18 protein-coding genes are annotated in these 19,553 nt (G+C 51.0%); 6 read left to right on the top strand and 12 right to left on the bottom strand.

The features are described 5' to 3' along the window. Window positions 1–9: 9 nt before the first annotated feature. The gene (locus AEST_RS07835; RefSeq protein WP_008608282.1) at window positions 10–684 is read left to right on the top strand and encodes a response regulator transcription factor; all 675 of its coding nucleotides are present in this window, start codon (window positions 10–12) and stop codon (window positions 682–684) included. An 80-nt stretch (window positions 685–764) separates the two neighbouring features. On the opposite strand, the gene AEST_RS07830 is transcribed toward AEST_RS07835, so the two are convergent. Beyond that, complete coding sequence (locus tag AEST_RS07830; RefSeq protein WP_008608281.1) at window positions 765–4,322, bottom strand: PAS domain-containing hybrid sensor histidine kinase/response regulator; 3,558 nt, start codon at window positions 4,320–4,322, stop codon at window positions 765–767. A 208-nt stretch (window positions 4,323–4,530) separates the two neighbouring features. On the opposite strand from AEST_RS07830, the gene AEST_RS07825 reads away from it, so the two are divergent. From AEST_RS07825 to AEST_RS07805, 5 genes are all read left to right on the top strand, one after another. Further along, the gene (locus AEST_RS07825) at window positions 4,531–4,791 is read left to right on the top strand and encodes a DUF4212 domain-containing protein (RefSeq protein ID WP_008608280.1); all 261 of its coding nucleotides are present in this window, start codon (window positions 4,531–4,533) and stop codon (window positions 4,789–4,791) included. Window positions 4,792–4,796: 5 nt separating this feature from the next. After that, complete coding sequence (locus AEST_RS07820) at window positions 4,797–6,563, top strand: sodium:solute symporter family protein (protein ID WP_008608279.1); 1,767 nt, start codon at window positions 4,797–4,799, stop codon at window positions 6,561–6,563. An 86-nt stretch (window positions 6,564–6,649) separates the two neighbouring features. Next, window positions 6,650–7,168, top strand: a complete 519-nt coding sequence (locus tag AEST_RS07815) for a hypothetical protein (RefSeq protein WP_008608278.1) — start codon at window positions 6,650–6,652, stop codon at window positions 7,166–7,168. A 22-nt stretch (window positions 7,169–7,190) separates the two neighbouring features. Continuing rightward, window positions 7,191–9,011 (top strand): putative nucleotidyltransferase substrate binding domain-containing protein, encoded by a 1,821-nt coding sequence (locus AEST_RS07810; protein ID WP_008608276.1) that lies wholly within the window; start codon window positions 7,191–7,193, stop codon window positions 9,009–9,011. Between the two features lies 1 nt (window position 9,012). Further along, window positions 9,013–9,672, top strand: coding sequence for an exonuclease domain-containing protein (locus AEST_RS07805; RefSeq protein ID WP_008608275.1), 660 nt, complete (start codon window positions 9,013–9,015; stop codon window positions 9,670–9,672). Between the two features lie 9 nt (window positions 9,673–9,681). Here AEST_RS07805 and AEST_RS07800 read toward each other — a convergent pair whose 3' ends face one another. The 11 genes from AEST_RS07800 to sucC all read right to left on the bottom strand — a co-directional run bounded on the left by AEST_RS07800 (window position 9,682) and on the right by sucC (window position 19,464). Further along, on the bottom strand, window positions 9,682–10,152 hold the full coding sequence (locus AEST_RS07800) for a YehS family protein (RefSeq protein WP_008608273.1): 471 nt from the start codon (window positions 10,150–10,152) through the stop codon (window positions 9,682–9,684). 97 nt (window positions 10,153–10,249) lie between these two features. Then, window positions 10,250–10,807: an elongation factor P gene (efp, locus tag AEST_RS07795; protein WP_039925269.1), complete on the bottom strand. Its 558-nt coding sequence runs from the start codon at window positions 10,805–10,807 to the stop codon at window positions 10,250–10,252. A 21-nt stretch (window positions 10,808–10,828) separates the two neighbouring features. Further along, entirely contained in the window at window positions 10,829–12,007 is a 1,179-nt protein-coding gene (earP, locus tag AEST_RS07790; RefSeq protein WP_008608269.1) for an elongation factor P maturation arginine rhamnosyltransferase EarP, read from the bottom strand. 9 nt (window positions 12,008–12,016) lie between these two features. Then, entirely contained in the window at window positions 12,017–12,364 is a 348-nt protein-coding gene (locus tag AEST_RS07785) for a hypothetical protein (RefSeq protein ID WP_008608268.1), read from the bottom strand. Continuing rightward, window positions 12,358–12,888 (bottom strand): hypothetical protein, encoded by a 531-nt coding sequence (locus tag AEST_RS07780; protein WP_008608267.1) that lies wholly within the window; start codon window positions 12,886–12,888, stop codon window positions 12,358–12,360. Before AEST_RS07780 ends, AEST_RS07785 begins: the two co-directional genes overlap by 7 nt. Window positions 12,889–12,900: 12 nt before the next feature. Further along, the gene (locus AEST_RS07775) at window positions 12,901–13,524 is read right to left on the bottom strand and encodes a LysE family translocator (protein WP_008608266.1); all 624 of its coding nucleotides are present in this window, start codon (window positions 13,522–13,524) and stop codon (window positions 12,901–12,903) included. Between the two features lie 210 nt (window positions 13,525–13,734). Beyond that, on the bottom strand, window positions 13,735–15,399 hold the full coding sequence (gene glnS / locus AEST_RS07770) for a glutamine--tRNA ligase (protein WP_008608265.1): 1,665 nt from the start codon (window positions 15,397–15,399) through the stop codon (window positions 13,735–13,737). Window positions 15,400–15,508: 109 nt separating this feature from the next. Then, entirely contained in the window at window positions 15,509–16,549 is a 1,041-nt protein-coding gene (nadR, locus tag AEST_RS07765; protein ID WP_008608264.1) for a multifunctional transcriptional regulator/nicotinamide-nucleotide adenylyltransferase/ribosylnicotinamide kinase NadR, read from the bottom strand. Next, a complete protein-coding gene (gene pnuC / locus AEST_RS07760; protein ID WP_238534575.1) occupies window positions 16,546–17,343 on the bottom strand; it encodes a nicotinamide riboside transporter PnuC in 798 nt (265 codons plus the stop codon). Before pnuC ends, nadR begins: the two co-directional genes overlap by 4 nt. A 71-nt stretch (window positions 17,344–17,414) precedes the next feature. Next, complete coding sequence (gene sucD, locus AEST_RS07755; protein ID WP_008951868.1) at window positions 17,415–18,287, bottom strand: succinate--CoA ligase subunit alpha; 873 nt, start codon at window positions 18,285–18,287, stop codon at window positions 17,415–17,417. A gap of 10 nt (window positions 18,288–18,297) precedes the next feature. After that, on the bottom strand, window positions 18,298–19,464 hold the full coding sequence (gene sucC, locus AEST_RS07750; protein WP_008608259.1) for an ADP-forming succinate--CoA ligase subunit beta: 1,167 nt from the start codon (window positions 19,462–19,464) through the stop codon (window positions 18,298–18,300). Window positions 19,465–19,553 lie beyond the last annotated feature (89 nt).

Here is a 19,553-nt window from a genome sequence, read left to right as displayed (position 1 = left end):
GAGGAAACAATGGCGAAGCTTATCGTCGCAGATGATCATCCGTTATTTCGCAATGCGCTGATCAACGCCATTAGCAGCACCTTTGCTACCAAAGCAACAATTGAGACTGACAGTTTTGACAGCACCTGCACCGCACTGGAACAGCATCCTGATGCGGACTTATTGCTGCTGGATTTACATATGCCTGGTAATTGTGGCTTCCTTGGCTTGATCCAGCTGCGCAAAAACTACCCCAGCTTACCGATAGTGGTGATTTCGGCCAGTGAAGACCTGGATGTGATCCGCCGCGTGATGGCATTTGGTGCTTCGGCCTATGTGCCAAAATCAGCACGGCCGCAGGATATCAGCAGTGCCCTGAACGCGGTATTGGAAGGTGAATTATGGGTGCCGGCAGAGCTGCGTAAGCAAGTGCTGGATCAGCAGGAAACCGAACAGGATCTGGATTTAGCCGCTAAAGTGGCCCAACTGACCCAACAGCAATATAAGGTGTTGTACTATCTGACCGAAGGCTGGCTGAATAAACAGATCGCCTATGATTTACATATCTCGGAAGCGACGGTAAAAGCGCATATTACCGCGATTTTCCGCAAATTAGGCTGTACTAACCGCACCCAGGTGGTGATCCAGGCACAGCGCCTGACGCTGGAACCCCCGGTAGACCGCGCTATGGCGCAGCAGCATTAGCCTGCCAGGCTTGCAGCGAATCCGCTTTAATATCGCGCCCTCTCTGTAAGGGATTTCCCGACCGCCCGCTTAGCGCGGGCTTAGTCAGCAACCGTGCCAGCCCGCTTTAACATTTTAAAGTGATTTAAGGTGGCTCTGAGCGCACCCGGTTTAATAGGTTTAGCCAGGAACATTAAGCCCTGTGCTTTTGCCAGCGCCGCCAGATCAGCCTGTGGTGATGCTGACACCAGTACGCCATGCACCGCGCCCCAATGTTGGCGGATTTGCTGATACAACTGCAGGCCGTTTAGCTGTTGCCCCAGCTGGTAATCAAGCAAGAGCACATCCGGCGCCGCGGCGGTAGCCGCATACGCCATTAAAGCATCGGTATCATAAAAACACTGTACCTCACTGATTTGCCACTGTTCCAGTAAGACTTTAAGCGCGGATAGATTCGCGGCATCATCATCGACACAGACGACACTCAACCCGGGTAAGGGCCTTTGCTGCAGGCTGGTTTCAACCGTCAGCTCCTGCCGGACTTTAACCGCCGCCAACGGTAAGCTAATACTAAATACCGTGCCTTTGCCAGGCCAGGAGCGCACCTCAAGCGGATGCCCAAGCAGTTTCGCCATCCGGTGCACCACACCCAGGCCGAGCCCAACGCCTTGCTGCCCTTTGGCAGTGGCATCAATTCGATAAAAGTCTTCGAAAATACGCTGCAAATCCGGCTCAGCAATACCGGGACCGGTATCCCAGACCTGCAGTAATAACTGACTGCCGCGTTTGCGACAACCCAGCAAGATCCGGCCACTTATAGTGTACTTAATGGCGTTGGATAACATATTTTGCAGGATCCGGCGCAAATAGGTAGCGTCAGTCATCACCTGATAGCGGTTACTGCGCACACTTAGCTGCAAGCCTTTTTGATCCGCCACCAGACGATATTCCTCAGCCAGTTGTGCCAGTAAGTCTTTTAAGGCTACCGGCTGTACATTCGGCTGTAGCTTGCCATCATCCAGTTTGGCAATTTCCAACAGGGTAGAGATCAGCTCTTCTGACGCCTTTAACGAATTATCCAGCTGGTTAAGGATCGCCGCCTGCTGCTGCGGTTCCTTCACCCCGGCTAAAGCGGCAGTAAACAAGCGGGCAGCATTCAGCGGCTGCAAAATATCGTGACTGGCCAGCGCCAAAAAGCGGGTTTTCGAGGCATTAGCCGCTTCCGCTTCGGCTTTAGCCTGCAGCAATTGCTGCTCGGTTTCGCGCCGCCTGGATACCTCGGCCAGTAACTCCTGGTTCATCTCAGAAATCGTCTGAGTACGTTCATTAACCCGATCTTCCAGATATTGTTTGGCTTCAGCTAAGCCCTGTACGGCTTTTACATGCTCAGAAATATCGGTAAAGCTGGTTACAAAGCCGCCCCCCGGGATCGGATTGCCGCGCATTTCAATGACCCGGCCATCCGGCCTTACCCGCTGAAACACATGGGCGGTGCCGTTTTTCATATGCAGGGTACGCTTTTCAACATGCTCGTCCGGATCACCGGGCCCGCAAAGACCGCGCTCGGCATTCAGCCGCACGATATCGGCTACCGGCCGGCCTACTCGAATCATCCCCTCCGGATAGTTAAACATTTCCAGATAAGCTTTATTCCAGGCCACCAGATTCAGATCGCGGTCGACCACACTGACGCCCTGACTCAGATGCTCCAGCGTGGAGAACAAAATCTTGCGCGAAAATTGGATCGCCTGCGTAGTATCATCAAATAAGGTCACTACATCTTCAAAGGCCAGCTGGCGACCTTCCAATACGGCATTAACCATGGCGGATGCCGAAGAAGCGCCGATCACGCCAGACAGCTCACGCTCAACATGCTCTACCAGACCAACTGAAGGCAAATCATCCAACTGCACGCTTTGCTGCTGTTTACGGCCAAACTCCGCCAGACATTCTGCCGCGCGCTGCGGTCCGACAAAACGCTCTAACAGGGTTTTCAAATCATTGTTGCGGATCCGGATGCGACGAGCCGGTGTATCCTGATGATTAATTGGTAGATTTGGCTTAACAAAGGCCACGGCCTGCAAGCGGTCCTGTAAATTAACGGTGGTGGTCAACGACACTAGCAAGTAAGCAAGCAGATTAAAGCCCAGTGAAATAATCACGCCATGACTAAGGGAGTCGAGCTGGATGCCAAACATCGAGGTGGGTAGCAGCCAACTAAGGCCAAACAGGCCCTGCTGCATAATATCGCTGTTGATCACACCGGCATTGACCAACTGCGGTAGCATCAGGGTGTAGAACCACAGCAGCAGTCCCAAGCTTAAGCCGGCATAAACGCCATAGGCATTGCCGCGACGCCAATACAGCCCCCCTATCACGGCCGGTACCAGCTGGATAGTCAGCGCAAAGGCCAGCAAGCCGGTTTCAGCCAGCTCATAGTTACGGGCAAAAATACTGTAGTAAAGATAAGACAGCGCCATCACCAGAATAATCATGGTACGGCGCACCAGCAGAATTAGCAGACTAAAATCATGCGACATGCCTTTTTGCTTGGTAGATTTCAGCAAGCCCGGCATTACCACGTCGTTACTGATCATCGTCGACAGTGCCAGTGTAGCGATAATAATCATCGAGGTCGCAGCCGAGAAACCACCGATAAAGACAATAATACTGAGCACATTCCAGTTCATACTGGATGGGATCAGCAGCACAAAACTATCAGCCTGCGCCAGGATACCGGGAAACAGCTGCATCCCGGCAACGGCAATCGGGATCACCACCAGGGTGACAGCTAACAGGTAACCGGAAAACCAGCGCCGGGCGTGCCGTAAATGATGGTGCGAAACGTTCTCGACAAAGGCGACATGGAACTGCCGCGGTAACAAAAATACTGCCACCATCGCTAAAATAGTCTTGGTAATAAACTCGACCAGTCCGGGCGTATCGAGCTTTTCTTGCTGACGGATCGAATGCTCAGTAAAAGCGCGTAATGCGGATTGATCGGTATCCAAAATAAAGACATAGACGGCGATAGCCAGCGTCAGTAGCGCAAACAGCTTGACCACTGACTCGAAAGCGATTGCCACCATTACACCACGGTTTTGCTCCGTCAGATGCAGTTTGCGGGTACCAAATAAAATGGCAAAAAACGCCATCGCTACGGCGCTGAGTAAGGCGCTGTCCTGATACCAGGCGACCTGTGCGTCATCAAAGGCGCCGCCGAGTAAAACCTGATAGGAGCCGGCCACGGCTTTCAGTTGCAGCGAAATATAAGGGATAACGACAATCAGACAAATAATGGCAGCCAGGGTCGCGATATTGCGTCTTTTTCCGTAACGGGCGGAGATAAAGTCAGCAATCGAAGTTACGTTTTGTTTTTTGGAAACATACAGCAGCTTAAATAAGAACGGCTGGGCAAAGATAAACAGCAGGATCGGCCCGAGATAAATGGCCATATAATCCCAGCCCCGGGTCACGGCCGTTCCCACAGCGCCGTAGTAGGTCCAGGACGTACAGTAAACAGCTAACGCCAGACTGTAGATCAGGCCCCCATACTTTCGTATCAGGCGGTCATCAGCATGCCGTTCACCCCAGTTGGCAATCCAGAACAATCCGCCCACATATAACAGGGCCAATAAGGCTACAGTCCATACCGTCACGGGGTTCTCCCTTTTCTTATTTTAACTAGGGCGTGTTGACCTTTGCTGCTTGTTTATGTGGCAGGTTAACACGCCCTAACTGTGGTGGCAGCCAGTCGTTATGTCAATGCTGTGGCTGTTGCCTTCGACTAAAGTCGGGCTAGCGCCTTGGCTAACTGCTGCTAGATTAAACTTGCTCGATAAAAAATAAACTAAAGGAGACACAACTATGGCAGATCATAACATGAATGCCGCCGCGTACTGGAGCGCTAACCTGCGCTACATATCGATAAGCCTGTTTGTCTGGGCACTTGTATCATATGGCTTTGCGATCTTGCTCAGACCTATGCTGGCCGGCATCAGTGTTGGCGGTACTGATCTTGGCTTTTGGTTCGCACAGCAGGGTTCTATCATAACCTTTATCGCTATCATCTTCATTTACGCCTGGAAAATGAATAAGTTAGATAAAGAATTCGGTGTAGAGGAGTGATTGGCATGAGTCAATTTGCAATAAACTTAATCTTTGTAGGCGCCTCCTTTGCGCTCTACATCGGTATCGCCATTTGGGCGCGTGCCGGCTCTACCAAAGAATTCTATGTTGCCGGTGGTGGCGTTAACCCTGTCACTAACGGTATGGCAACCGCCGCCGACTGGATGTCAGCGGCGTCTTTCATTTCAATGGCTGGCTTAATCGCTGCTGGCGGTTATGCCAACTCAACCTTCCTGATGGGCTGGACCGGTGGTTATGTACTGCTGGCCATGCTGTTAGCACCCTACTTACGTAAATTCGGTAAATTTACCGTTCCTGACTTTATCGGTGACCGCTTTTACAGCAGGGGCGCGCGCTTAACAGCAGTGGTGTGCTTAATCATTATGTCGGTAACCTATGTAATCGGCCAGATGACTGGTGCCGGTGTTGCCTTCTCCCGCTTCCTGGAAGTGAGTTCCTCAACCGGGATCTGGATCGCAGCTGGTGTGGTGTTCGTGTACGCAGTATTTGGCGGCATGAAAGGCATCACCTACACTCAGGTCGCGCAGTATGTCGTGCTGATTATCGCCTATACCATCCCAGCGGTATTTATTTCGCTGCAACTGACCAATAACCCTATTCCAATGTTTGGTATGTTCAGCACCCACGTTGAATCCGGCCAGCCCTTGCTGGTGAAGCTGGATGAAATCGTGCGTGAACTGGGCTTCCAGGATTACACCGCTGACGTCAGCAACAAACTGAATATGGTGTTATTTACGCTGTCTCTGATGATCGGTACTGCCGGTTTACCGCACGTTATCATTCGTTTCTTCACCGTGCCTAAGGTTGCCGATGCCCGCTGGTCTGCCGGCTGGACGCTAGTGTTTATTGCCCTGCTGTATTTAACTGCACCAGCTGTAGCCTCTATGGCACGTTTAAACCTGTTAACCACTATCTACCCTGCTGGTCCTACCGCGGATGCGATTAATTATGCTGAGCGTCCGGACTGGATCAAAAACTGGGAACAAACCGGTTTGATCCGTTGGGAAGATAAAAATAATGATGGCCGTATTCAGCTGTATAACGATACCCCGGCTTTCGCTGCCAAAGCAGAAGAGCGCGGCTGGGCTGGTAACGAGCTGACAGTAAACAATGATATTCTAGTACTGGCAAACCCTGAGATTGCTAATCTGCCAGGCTGGGTCGTGGGCTTAATTGCTGCCGGTGGTATTGCCGCGGCACTGTCTACTGCCGCCGGTCTGTTGCTGGCGATTTCCTCGGCTATCAGCCATGACCTGATCAAAAATATCATTAACCCGCAAATCAGTGAAAAAGGTGAAATGTTAGCCGCCCGGATTTCCATGGCCGGTGCCATTTTACTGGCGACTTATCTGGGGCTTAATCCGCCCGGGTTCGCCGCACAGGTGGTTGCGCTGGCATTTGGTATTGCCGCAGCTACCCTGTTCCCGGCACTGATGATGGGTATTTTCTCAAAACGCGTATCCAGTCAGGGCGCTATCGCCGGTATGTTAGCCGGTCTGCTGGTCACCTTACTGTATATCTTTACCTATCTGGGCTGGTTCTTTATCCCTGGTACCAATATGTTGCCAAATACCGCGGATAACTGGATCTTAGGTATCTCTCCACTGTCTTTCGGTGCTGTGGGTGCCATGATTAACTTCGTGGTTGCTTTTGCTGTGTCATCTGTCACTGCAGCGCCACCGAAAGAAATTCAGGAACTGGTTGAAAGCGTCCGCTATCCAAAAGGTGCCGGTGCCGCTGTTGACCACTAAGCACTACCTGCTTAGATAGCAGAAACGAGACTTCTGCAGTACACTCGGGCTTTCAACAGAAAGCCCGAATTTTTAGGAAGATAACTATGTTGTGGGAATTAATTGCAACTTTTTCTGCTGGTTTAGGTGCTGCCGGTATTGCGCTGGTACTCAGATTACTAACACTTAAAAAGTTACCGAGCTGGATTATTCCGGTTGCCGCCGGTGCCGGTATGCTCGGCTATCAGATTGTTAATGAATATACCTGGTTTGACCATCAAAGCAGCCTGTTACCCGCCGGGGTAAAGGTGGTTCGTACCGTGGAAGAAACCGCCGCCTGGCGGCCCTGGAGTTATTTATATCCGCAAACGATGCGCTTTCTGGCTGCCGATATCGAAAACGCAGCCCGCAATCAACGTAATCCGGAGGTGTATCTGGTCGACCTCTATATTTTTGAGCGCCGGATGAGCGCGCGTCGGATCCCACAGGTTGTGCACTGTGGCAAACAGGCCAGGGCCGACTTTACCGATAGCCTGGAAATCCCACAGCCCGGAGCTGAGCTGGGGGCTGAGTGGTTCCCGCTGGAAACCAGCGATCTGTTGTACCAGTACCTGTGCCAGGAATAAGTGTTATCACTGGGGTTGAACTATGGAAGTTGCTGAAGTTACCAATTTTTTAAAACAAACCATTCCTTTTGAACAACTGGGTTTGGCGCAACTTGCCGGGTTAGCCGCGCATTTTAATGTTTACTATTGCCAGGCCGGTGAGCATCTTGAAATCAATCAGGAGCGGCTGCTGATTGTCCGCACCGGCATCTTCGCCCTTTTCAGTGACCAGCAACAACTGCTGACCAAGCTGGAAGAAGGCGACTTTTATGGTTACCAGCTGCTGCTTACCGGTCTGGCTGACAACGACCGGCTGATCTGTGAAGAAGACGGCCTGGTGTACTGGTTACCCAGTGATGTGTTTCATCAGCTGCGTTATCAGTACAAAAATATTGATATTTTCTTTCAGCGCCTGTTTGGCCGCCGTTTACATCAGTATAAAGAGCAACAAAGCTCGCGTTTTACGCTAAAGGTTGCCGATATCGTGCAGGCCAGAAAAGTCGCGATCAGTGGCGAACAGGATGTGCAGCAAGCGGCCCGGCTGATGTCAGAAAAACGGGTTTCATCCCTGTTGGTGGAAGATGATAACCGTTTGATTGGCATTCTAACTGACCGCGACCTGCGTAGCCGGGTGCTGGCGGCAGGCCTGCCTACCACTACCGCTATTAAAGAGGTGATGACGCCTAAGCCCTATACCATTGAAAAGCATGCTTATTTATTTGAAGCGGTACAACTGATGAGCCGCTTTAATGTACATCATTTACCGGTGGTCGATCAGGGTTTAAGTTTCAGTATGATTACCGCCACCGACATTATCCGCTCGCAGCAAGATCACCCGGTCTATCTGATTGGTGAGATCCATCGTCAATCCAGCCTGGATGGCCTGGAACACTGCAGTCTGCAAATCAGTAATCTGGCGCAAATCCTCGGTAAACAGCAGGTGCCAGCCTATGAGGCCGGCCATATTATCACCACCATTACCGATGCCTTTACCCAGCGCCTGATTAAGCTGGCCCAGCAGGAGCTCGGCCCTGCCCCCTGTGTGTTTAGCTGGCTTAGCTTCGGCTCGCAAGCCAGGATGGATCAGAGTATTAATGCCGATCAGGATAATGCGCTATTGCTGGAGAAAGAGCCGGTCGGCGACGTTGCCAACTATTTCAGCCAATTGGCTGACTTCGTCTGCCAGGGCCTGGCGCGCTGCGGTATTAAACTCTGTCCGGGTAATATTATGGCGTCTAACCCGGAGCTACGGATGAGCCTAAAAGGCTGGTCCGGTAAATTTAGCAAATGGATCGCCGCCCCCACTCCAGATGCCATCTTAAAAGCGACAATTTTCTTTGATATGCGGGTTGTCGAGGGCTCCAGAGGCCTGTTTAATGCCTTACAACAGGACATTCTGGCGCGCACCAATAACTCGCTGTTTTTAATGCATATGGCACAGACTGCCTTACAGCGCACCGCGCCACTGAGTTTCTTGCGCAATTTTATTCTGGAGCATGATGGCAAACAGAAAAAAGGCCTGGACCTGAAAAAGCGCGGCATCAGTTTAATCACTGATATTGTCCGGGTCTATGCGCTGGCCAATGGCGTGCTGGAAGTAAATACTCGTAGCCGCCTGCAGCAACTGGCCACCGACGGCGTATTGGACAGTAAGGATACCCAGAATTTATGCGACGCCTTTGATGTGCTGGCACAGCTACGTTGGGATAAACATTTGCATGATTTAGATCAGGGGCATGATGCCAGCAATTTGCTGGATCCGGCAGTGCTCTCCGGTCTGCAACGTCATCAGCTAAAGGACAGCTTTGCGGTGATCAACGCCGCCCAATCCTCCCTTAAACACCGGTTCTGTAAGGAGGTATAACATGCTGGGTTGGCTGAAAAAGAAACCACCGCTTTATAGCGCGGTACAAGCCTTTAATCAGGTCGGGATCCCTGCGGCCAACACCCCGGCCAGGGAGTGCCATTATCTGGCACTGGATCTAGAGCTAACCGGCCTGCATGCCAAACAAGATCATATCGTCAGTATCGGCTGGGTACCTATTCGCAACCAGCAAATTTGTTTAAGCGAAGCCAAACACTATTTATTCCGGCCACCAACCAGTGTTGGCCAGAGCGCTATTTATCATGGTGTGCATGACAAGGATCTGAAAAACGCCAGCGAGCTGGCGGATGTGTTGCTGCAACTATTACAGGACTACGCCGGCTATGTGTTTGTCGCGCATCACTGCCGACTGGACCGGGCCTTTTTACAAATTGCGTATCAACGCTTGTTTGGCAAGGCGCCGACCATGCAGTTTATGGATACGCTGAATATCGAGTGGCACCGCATGCAAAAACAAGGCACCGTGATGAAAAAGGATGCGCTGCGCTTGCCGCAGTGTCTGGCCCGGCATAAATTGCCGGTCAGTGCACAGCATCATGCGCTCGAAGATGCCTACGGCTGCGCCCTGTTGTTTCTGAGCCAGCTGAAAAAAAGCCACCCACACATCACCTTGGGCGATTTGTTAGTACAAAGCAGTTAGCGCAGAAATTTACTCGCTAGTGCCCGGGCGCAGTTTTAACTGCAGGCCTCTTAATACATTGCGCAACACCTGCGCCTGACATTGCCGGTAGTGCGGGTGATCGGGTTTACGGAAAAAGGCACTCAGCTCTGAGCGACCCAACCGGAAATTGGCCAATTGCAGCAATTCCAAAAAGTCGTCATCGCGCAGATTGAAAGCAATCTTCAATTTACGCAGGATCAGGTTGTTATTCAGCCGACTCTCCGCAACCGGCTGCTCGCCTTCGCGCATCCCTCTTTTGCTGGTGATCAGACCATTTAAAAACTGCGCCAATTCAATATCCAGCAAGGCAACAAATTCCGGATCTTCGTCCTTGGCCAACCAACTGATAATTTGCTCCTTAGTGGCGACCAGGCCGCCCAGCGCAAAGGTTGCCGCCAGATTGCTGTTGTTGATGTTTAGAATATAGCGTAACCGACGCAGGATATCATTGTTAGTCATGGCTGGGGTCCGGCTGTGTTAAGCAATTACGAGAGAGCAGTAAAAAAAGAGAGCAACAGTAAAAAAGGCGCTGACGCGCCTTTTTTGTTACCGGCCATTATTTGGCGCGGCTGCGGTACTCGTCGGTACGGGTATCGATTTCGATCTTGTCACCTTCTTCCACGAACGCAGGCACCATCAGTTCAAAACCGGTTTCGATTTTCGCTGGCTTCATCACTTTACCCGAGGTATCGCCACGGGCGGCTGGTTCAGTGTAAGTAACAGTGCGCACGACCACAGTTGGCAGGTCAACAGAGATTGGACGCTCACCGTAGAACACCACTGAACACTCCATGCCATCAACCAGATACTTCAGGGCTTCGCCCATATATTCGGCTTCAATTTCATACTGGTTGTACTCAGCGTCCATAAAGACGTACATCGGATCAGCGAAGTAAGAATAGGTAACTTCTTTGGTTTCCAGCATCACTTGCTCGAACTTGTCATCAGCACGGTAAACCGTTTCTGTGCCCTGACCGTTCAGCAGGTTTTTTAATTTCATTTTAACTACAGCAGCGTTACGGCCTGATTTGTTAAATTCGGCTTTGATCACTACCATGGCTTCGGTACCAACCATGATTACCTGGCCGGCGCGGACTTCTTGAGCTGTCTTCATCATAATAAAAAGATCTTCTGGTTAGGAAAAATTGCGAGGCATTATAATTTTTTTTTCAACAAAACGCACGAGGTTAGTCGCAAGATCGCCATTGCCGATAAGCTGCGCCCGCCACTCCCGGTTTTTTTGTTCTATTTCATTAAGTTGCTGTACAAAGCCCAGCCAGGCGGTACTGAGCTCCTGCTCGGTATTCCAGCCTAACCAGAATTGCCAGACTGCCGTTGCCAGCTGTGGCGGCCAATGCTGACTATAACGCTGATAAAATGCTGCCAGCTTATCCAGATGTGCCTGTTCCGCCTGGCGGTAGATCTGCCAGATAAAGGGTTTCGCCGCCCACTGAGCACGAATGATCGAGTCTTCCCCACGGACAAAGTTGATATCACAGGCCGCCAGCAGTAAATCATAATCGGGTTGTGGTAAGAACGGCAAAATACACAACTTAAGCTGCCCCTGTTGCCAGGGTTTGCCCAGCGCCAGACCGGGACACAGCGCCATCGCTTGCTCTGCCAGAGTGCCTTCCGGGATCAGACATAGGGTGCTCTCGGTTTGCTGTTGCCAGAGCTGCAATAAACCGGCCAGTTGCTGCTGCGAATACGCAAACAGCGAAATCCGGCGGGAGAAGTCTAAAGCATCATCCAGCTGTAATTGCTGCCAGAAACGCTGCTGCGCGACCCGGTCACTGGCAAACTGGTCCAGTTGTGTGATTAGCTGCTGCTCGCGGAGTAAACCACCGGTTTTTGCGGTAAAGCCGGGGAAAAAGAAGTATTTATTCAGCGGTAATTGCGGCTGTGGTGAGGCCAGCGTATGACAGTCTTCCACCCAGGCTTCAGCTGACAGGTACTCCAGATTTAGCCACAGCGGTGGCACAGTTTGCGCGGCCATCTGCTGCTGATAGGCAAAAGGAATGGTACAGGCCAGCGCCTCAATCACTACCTGTGCCGGCGTGATAGTGCGCCAGTCGAGATCCGGTTGCCAGTGACAAATCACTACCCCAGCCAGGTGTTGTTCTGACAAAGCAGGCTCAACGTCAGGACAGATCCGCTGAAAACTCAGCAAATCATCAACCCATAACCGAACCGGTACCTGGAATTCGGCAGCTAACTGACGACACAAGCGCCAGCAAATGCCAATATCGCCAAAGTTATCTACGACGCTGCAGAAGACTTCCCAGCGCAGCTTATGGGTATTATCGCTTGACATAGCCTGGACCTAAAAAAAATGCAGGCGGATTATAGCGGATAAGGCTTTTAAAAACAGAAAAAACCAGCTGAGCAAGATCAACGTCAGTAGTACCGCCAGTAACCCTTGCCACAGCGTCGCCAGTGCACGCCGCCAGCGACTGACGGGTGCTGGCCGCTCGGTGCCGAAAAATTGCACTAACAACAGTAAACACAGGAACAGGATGGCACTAACCAGGGTGGGCAGCAAATAAGGCCCCTGCCCGTTCCCCGGTAATAACTGCCAGATAAAGCCGGCTGCCGTCAACAAGGTTGCCAGCAACAGCAGCGGTCGCCAGGGCTTTAAGCAACGTGCCAGCGCTCGGTAATGCCTTAACACAGCGTCGCCTCAGCGTGCAGTAAGGTCAGTGGAAATAACGGTAAAATGCCGGAGATACCCAACATATCGCCCACCACCCAGATCTGCTCAAATGGATGCTGTTTGGGTAGATGCAGTTTGTCACAGTGTGCCAGCATATCTTCGCGCCGCCACAGAGGGTTAGCATTGCGGATCACCAGCCAGACCCGCTGGCTGTCATAGTATTTTTGGGCTTTATTACAGATAATACGATTTAACGCCTCCAACATCCGCTGCTCGACCGGTAAACGCAGCAGTGCCAGCAATTCCTGATGCGTTTGCTGGCTAAGCTCGCGCCCCAGGATATGCATGGCTTCGGCTTCACTGCCATAAAGGTGCGCAATTTCCAAATCCAGACGTTGACTATCGTAATAACAGGACACATCCGGTCGTCTGGGTTCATTGTGCCAGATATGCCGCATCTTAATGCCAAAGCGCTGCTCATAATGCCGCATAAAGATCCGCGCTGCTTCATGCTCCAGTGCCACTTTCTCTGCTGCATTCATCACTGTTATCCGCTATTGGGCAGGACTCAGATAATACTGCCATATTTCGATCACAACAGGTAACACTGACAGTAAAAGGATCAGAGCCATCAGCAGATTAAAGATCCGCTGTGCCACTGCATTGTTTAACAGCTTACGCAGCCCAGCTCCGAACAGCATCCAGACGCCAACACAGGGAAAGGCCACCAGTAAAAAGGCCAGCGTAATCATCAATACCTGCCACCAGTAGACACCGGTTACCGAGGTAAAGGCCGCAACAGCGCCTGAGGCCATCACCCAGGCTTTACCATTTACCCACTGGAAGGCGGCAGCTTGCCAGAAATTCAGTGGTTTACTCTTGCCGGTAGCAATAGTTTCCGGCCGTGCGCTGGCAATTTTCCATGCCAGATACAACAGATAGGCGGTACCTAAAACTTTAATTAACTGATGCAGATGCGGATAACGGTCAAATACCAGACCAAAGCCCAGCCCCACCAATAACACCATCAGCGGAAAACCGAGACAGATCCCCAGCCAATGCGGCAAACTGGCTTTAACACCGTAGTTTACTCCGGAGGACATAATCATAATGTTATTCGGTCCCGGCGTAATCGTTGTCGAAAAAGCAAAGAATAAAACGGCTAAAAAAATTTCCATCACGTCATCCGCTAAAGAATTCACCCAAAGTTAAGTTAATTTAGCTACAGTAAAACAGTATGTTGACCATCGTCGTTACCTCAGTGCTTAAAGTTAACTGCTTTTAACACCGTAACACAACAGGAGAATATGATGAATAAGATAATCGGACTGGCTTTACAGCAATATCAGAGGTAGCGGCAGGCGAATGCCTGCCGCCTTTAACGCAGCTTACTCTTCGTCTTTACCCCAGCTATCACGCAAGCCGACGGTACGGTTAAATACCAGCTTGGTGGGCTGTGAGTCCCTGTTATCGGCGCAGTAATAACCTTCGCGTTCAAACTGATACGCCTTTTCCGCTACCGCGGTTTGCAGCGAGGGTTCGGCGAAGCCATGCTTCACTACCAGTGAGTTCGGATTTACCGTGCTGATAAAGTCATCTTCAGCTGCCGGGTTGGGTACGCTGAACAGGCGGTCATACACCCGGAACTCGGCTGGCAGAGCCTGACTTTGTTCAACCCAATGAATCACGCCGCGAACTTTACGACCATCGGCCGGGTTTTCCCCCAGGGTTTCCGGCAGATAGGTACAGTTCAGCGCGACCACTTCGCCTTGCTCGTTTTTAATCACTTCATCGGCATGGATCACATAGGCATTGCGCAGCCGCACATCGCCACCTAATACCAGACGCTTATATTTTTTGTTGGCTTCTTCCCGGAAGTCGGCGCGGTCAATATAGAGCTCACGGCCAAATGGCAGTTTACGCTCACCCATATCTTCTTTTGGATGGTTCGGCGCAGTTAACCACTCCAGCTGATCGGCCGGATAGTTGGTAATGGTCACTTTGATTGGGTCCAGTACTGCCATCGCCCGCGGTGCTGTCGCATCCAGATCTTCCCGGATACAGGCTTCCAGCGCGCTCATCTCAATCACGTTATCTTGTTTGGTAATACCGATGCGCTTGGCGAATTCACGGATCGCGGATGGCGTGTAGCCACGACGGCGCAAACCGGCAATGGTCGGCATCCGCGGATCATCCCAGCCACTGACCAGCTGTTGCTCCACCAGTGTTTGCAGCTTACGCTTACTCATCACTGCAAATTCCAGATTCAAGCGCGAAAATTCGATTTGCTGCGGGTGACAAGGAATGGTGATGTTATCCAGGATCCAGTCATATAGACGGCGGTTATCCTGAAACTCCAGCGTACACAGCGAGTGCGTAATACCTTCCAGCGCGTCCGAAATACAATGGGTAAAATCGTACATCGGGTAAATGCACCAGTTATCACCGGTTTGATGGTGATGGGCAAACTTGATCCGGTAAATCACCGGGTCCCGCATACAGATAAAGCTGGAGGCCATATCAATTTTTGCGCGCAGGGAACATTCGCCCTCTTTAAAACCACCGGCACGCATTTTTTCAAACAGCGCCAGATTTTCGGCCGGGCTGGTGTCGCGGTATGGGCTGGGTTTGCCAGGCTGGGTCAGATTACCGCGGTATTCACGCATTTGCTCCGCATTCAGGAAGCAAACATAGGCCAGGCCTTTATTGATCAGCTCAACGGCGTAACCATACAGCTGCTCGAAATAATCAGAAGAGTAACGCACCGCGCCAGACCACTGAAAGCCCAGCCAGTTCACGTCACGCTGAATCGATTCCACAAACTCTACGTTTTCCTTTTCCGGGTTGGTGTCGTCAAAACGCAGATTACACTGACCCTGATAATCTTCGGCGATGCCAAAGTTTAGACAAATCGACTTTGCATGACCGATATGCAAATAACCGTTTGGTTCAGGCGGAAAGCGGGTTTGCACACTGTGATGTTTGCCACTAGCCAGATCGGCATCAATAATTTGCCGGATAAAGTTAGTTGGGCGATTCGCGACGTCCGACATAAACTGCATAATCCTATAAAACGAATACATAAATGATGCGGCATTATAGCAGCGAAAAGCCCGCTGGCTATATCTGGCTGTAATGCCTACTGAGATTTTCGCCCCACTGCTATCTGGCGGCCAATAAGGCATCAACAGCGCCGATACAGGCCTCCAGCCGTTCATAATAATTGGCTGAACTGACCCGCAGGATCCGCTCAGCGGGAAAACCGTACTGCTGATAAAGCGCCAATAACTGCTCGAAGCTTTGCTGACGCACACCGGGATCGCCCAGTTCACGCATACCGTCAGCTACCCAGGGCACAGTTGGCTCCAGCGCGATAATCAAGTCATATTTGTTGGGGTCGATAAAGCTTTCGATACGGCTGGCCAGCTGCCCCAGAAAAACCTGACTAAAAAAGGCGGTTACCACCGCATCGGTATCAAAAAAACAGACTTTGTTGGCACTGCGCAGCGCCTGATAATCCTGCTCATACTGCAGGTGGGTAATACGGTTAAAATCTTCCAGGTTAAAGAGATCGCCATCACCACCGACCACTTCTTCCTGATAATCCCGCCCCAGCTCTTCTGACCAGGAGGTGCAATACACCTTTGCCAGCTTGCGGGTTAAGGTGGTTTTACCACAGGACTCCGGACCGGTGATCAGCACCTTGCGGGCAAAAAATGGCCGCGCGGCACCAGCAATATAATCCCAGTGTAAATAGGGGTGGTTGCGGATCTCAGTGCCACTAATCGGCCACTGGGTACGCTGTGGATCCAACACCTGATACTGAATATCCGGAAAATGCTGCTGATGACCGGTACGGTAGCTTTCTTCACCACCGAAAATCAGCTGAAACGGCACTGGTACGCTTTGCCGTAATAAGGCCGCGTACTCGCCCCATCCTTGTGGAAATGGCGGAATCTGTCTTTCCTGTTGTAACAGCACCTTAATACCCAGCCCCTGCAGCTCCTGTGATAACCAGCGTTGGCGCAGTACACCATCGATATAAGGAATACCGGCCTGGGCGCAGAGCTCACCATCTTCCTGCGGTCGTTCACTGATCACCACATAGAGTTCATCACAGAGCGCATGCGCGCGTAAAATCGCGGTCAGATGACCACGGTGCGGCGGTAAAAATTTACCCGGGAAAACCCCTACTCTGTTCACGCTATTTTAGCTCCGCGATGCCAGCTGACGGCACCATATACTGAATTAATTAAAAAGGCGATCCACATTAATAAGGTAGGAACCGCATAAGGCGCTGAGTCTGGCGTGGTTAACAGCACCAGGCTCCAGGCAAAGATGGTCAGCACATTGGTGGCAATCCAAAATGGCCACTGCGCCGCAAACATCCGAATCATTAACAATTGCGCAGTAATTTGCAGTACCACCGTGCTGGCATCCAGTAAGGGGCCGCTCAGGTCAAATCCCGTCAACGTCTGCAGGCTATCATAGACCGCCGAGTTACGCTTTAGCGCGTCACTAATAAAGCCATCCAGGCCATTAAGCATTTGCGCCAAAGCGGTAACACCAACCCCTACAACGACCAACACCCATAGCCAATGCCAACCGAGACGCCGCACCCTGACCTGTCGGGTTTCACTGTGTAACTGATGGCGCCAGCTATAATAAATAAAGAATTGTGCCGGTAAGAAGTAAAACCAATTTAATAACCAGTCACCATAATAGCCTGAGGTCAAGGCAATCAGGCCGTAACTGCTGGCACTGATTAGGCCCCAAATCCAGTTTGACAGTAAGCCTTTGGCCACCATCACCACGCAAAGCACGCCACTAATAGCACTCAGCGGGCTGATCAGCCAGTTCAGCGTAATCGAGCACCAGCTTTGCCAATCAGTGCCCGTACTGCTAAACCAGAGCGTACTGAGCATAATAATCAGTAAGAACGCGGCTAACCAGTATCGCTCGTAGCGGTTCAGCCGGGTTAAATCTTGCCAAAGCATCGGATTACCTAAATTCATTAACAAAAAAACCCGCTCAGATGAGCGGGTTTTCAGACTAACACAGTAATAGCTTACCAGCCAGTCAGCTCTTTCAGGGCTTTACCGATATCGGCTAAGCTCTTCACGGTTTTTACACCGGCGTCTTCTAACGCAGCAAACTTCTCATCAGCAGTACCTTTACCACCAGAGATGATGGCGCCAGCATGGCCCATGCGCTTACCAGCAGGTGCAGTGACACCGGCAATGTAAGATACCACTGGCTTAGTGACGTGTGCTTTGATGTAAGCTGCAGCTTCTTCTTCCGCAGAACCACCGATTTCACCGATCATCACGATGGCTTCAGTTTGTGGATCTTCCTGGAATAACTTCAGGATATCGATAAAGTTAGAACCCGGGATTGGGTCGCCACCGATACCAACACAGGTAGACTGACCGAAACCGTAATCAGTCGTTTGCTTAACGGCTTCATAAGTCAGGGTGCCTGAACGTGACACGATACCGACTTTACCTGGCTTGTGAATGTGGCCTGGCATAATACCAATCTTACATTCACCTGGCGTGATGACGCCTGGGCAGTTCGGGCCAATTAAGCGTACGCCTAATTCGTCACATTTTACTTTGGCATCCAGCATATCTAACGTCGGGATACCTTCAGTGATACAGACGATCAGTTTGATACCGGCGTTAGCCGCTTCCAGGATAGAATCCTTACAGAATGGTGCTGGTACATAGATCACAGAAGCTTCTGCGCCAGTGGCATCAACCGCTTCTTTTACCGTGTTAAACACTGGCAGACCTAAATGCGTTTGACCGCCTTTACCCGGCGTTACACCGCCAACCATCTTGGTACCGTAAGCAATAGCTTGCTCAGAGTGGAAAGTACCCTGGGCGCCAGTGAAACCCTGACAAATTACTTTGGTATCTTTGTTAATTAAAACGCTCATTGCTTACCCCTTATGCCTTGGCCGCAGCTGCAACCACTTTCTGGGCAGCGCCAGTTAAGTCGGTATCAGCAATAATGTTCAGGCCACTTTCTGACAGTACCTTCGCGCCCAGTTCAGCGTTGTTACCTTGTAACCGCACTACTACCGGTACTTTAACGCCAACTTCTTTTACGGCGCCGATCACACCCTCAGCGATCATGTCACAACGCACGATACCACCGAAGATATTGATAAATACTGCTTTAACGGCAGCGTCAGACAGGATAATTTTGAATGCTTCTACAACGCGCTCTTTGGTTGCACCGCCGCCAACGTCCAGGAAGTTAGCTGGCTGGCCACCGTGTAATTTTACGATGTCCATGGTACCCATGGCTAAGCCGGCACCGTTAACCATACAACCGATATCACCACCTAAAGCAACATAGTTCAGTTCCCATGAAGCAGCATGAGCTTCACGTGGATCTTCCTGTGAAGGATCCTGCATCGCTTTCAGTTCTGGATGACGGTATAAGGCGTTACCATCGATAACCAGTTTGGCATCCAAACAGTGCAGATCGCCAGCAGGTGTAATAACCAGTGGGTTTACTTCTAACAGTGCCAGGTCTTTGTCCTGGAACAGTTTCGCTAAACCTAAGAAGATTTTGACAAACTGGTTAACTTGCTTGCCTTCCAGGCCCAGTTTGAATGCCAGTTCACGGCCCTGGTATGGCTGAGCGCCAACCAGCGGGTCAACAGTAGCTTTTAAGATTTTCTCTGGCGTTTCGTGGGCAACTTTTTCAATTTCCACACCACCTTCAGTAGAGGCCATAAACACGATACGGCGTGAAGAGCGATCCACTACCGCACCTAAATACAGCTCTTTGGCGATATCAGTACAGGTTTCTACCAGAATACGGCTAACCGGCTGACCTTTTTCGTCTGTCTGGTAAGTTACCAGATTCTTACCCAGCCATTTTTCTGCGAAGGCGCGAATTTCGTCCTTGCTCTTGACCAGCTTAACGCCGCCCGCTTTACCGCGGCCACCAGCGTGAACCTGAGCCTTAACAACAAACATATCGCCGCCGATCTGATCGGCTGCGGCAACTGCTTCTTCTACAGTGGCTGCAGCGATGCCTTTAGATACAGGCAAACCATATTGGGCAAACAGTTGCTTACCCTGATACTCGTGCAAATTCATGGCTATTTTCCGTTCATTTTTGATTGAAGGCTGCAGTTATCGCAGCCTGTCGTTTAGGTCGGCGCGCATTATAGCGCCAACCCGATGTA

Source organism: Alishewanella aestuarii B11 (genome assembly GCF_000280055.1).
Classification (GTDB): Bacteria; Pseudomonadota; Gammaproteobacteria; order Enterobacterales; family Alteromonadaceae; genus Alishewanella; species Alishewanella aestuarii.
Note: the sequence above shows the minus strand (reverse complement) of the source record. Positions and strands in the feature narration are given on the sequence as shown.

Coding starts and splice junctions, on each gene's coding strand:
- AEST_RS07835 (WP_008608282.1), top strand. CDS start 10: ATGGCGAAGCTTATCGTCGCAGATGATCATCCGTTATTTCGCAATGCG.
- AEST_RS07825 (WP_008608280.1), top strand. CDS start 4,531: ATGGCAGATCATAACATGAATGCCGCCGCGTACTGGAGCGCTAACCTG.
- AEST_RS07820 (WP_008608279.1), top strand. CDS start 4,797: ATGAGTCAATTTGCAATAAACTTAATCTTTGTAGGCGCCTCCTTTGCG.
- AEST_RS07815 (WP_008608278.1), top strand. CDS start 6,650: ATGTTGTGGGAATTAATTGCAACTTTTTCTGCTGGTTTAGGTGCTGCC.
- AEST_RS07810 (WP_008608276.1), top strand. CDS start 7,191: ATGGAAGTTGCTGAAGTTACCAATTTTTTAAAACAAACCATTCCTTTT.
- AEST_RS07805 (WP_008608275.1), top strand. CDS start 9,013: ATGCTGGGTTGGCTGAAAAAGAAACCACCGCTTTATAGCGCGGTACAA.
- AEST_RS07800 (WP_008608273.1), bottom strand. CDS start 10,152: ATGACTAACAATGATATCCTGCGTCGGTTACGCTATATTCTAAACATC.
- efp (WP_039925269.1), bottom strand. CDS start 10,807: ATGAAGACAGCTCAAGAAGTCCGCGCCGGCCAGGTAATCATGGTTGGT.
- earP (WP_008608269.1), bottom strand. CDS start 12,007: ATGTCAAGCGATAATACCCATAAGCTGCGCTGGGAAGTCTTCTGCAGC.
- AEST_RS07780 (WP_008608267.1), bottom strand. CDS start 12,888: ATGAATGCAGCAGAGAAAGTGGCACTGGAGCATGAAGCAGCGCGGATC.
- AEST_RS07775 (WP_008608266.1), bottom strand. CDS start 13,524: ATGGAAATTTTTTTAGCCGTTTTATTCTTTGCTTTTTCGACAACGATT.
- glnS (WP_008608265.1), bottom strand. CDS start 15,399: ATGTCGGACGTCGCGAATCGCCCAACTAACTTTATCCGGCAAATTATT.
- pnuC (WP_238534575.1), bottom strand. CDS start 17,343: ATGCTTTGGCAAGATTTAACCCGGCTGAACCGCTACGAGCGATACTGG.
- sucD (WP_008951868.1), bottom strand. CDS start 18,287: ATGAGCGTTTTAATTAACAAAGATACCAAAGTAATTTGTCAGGGTTTC.
- sucC (WP_008608259.1), bottom strand. CDS start 19,464: ATGAATTTGCACGAGTATCAGGGTAAGCAACTGTTTGCCCAATATGGT.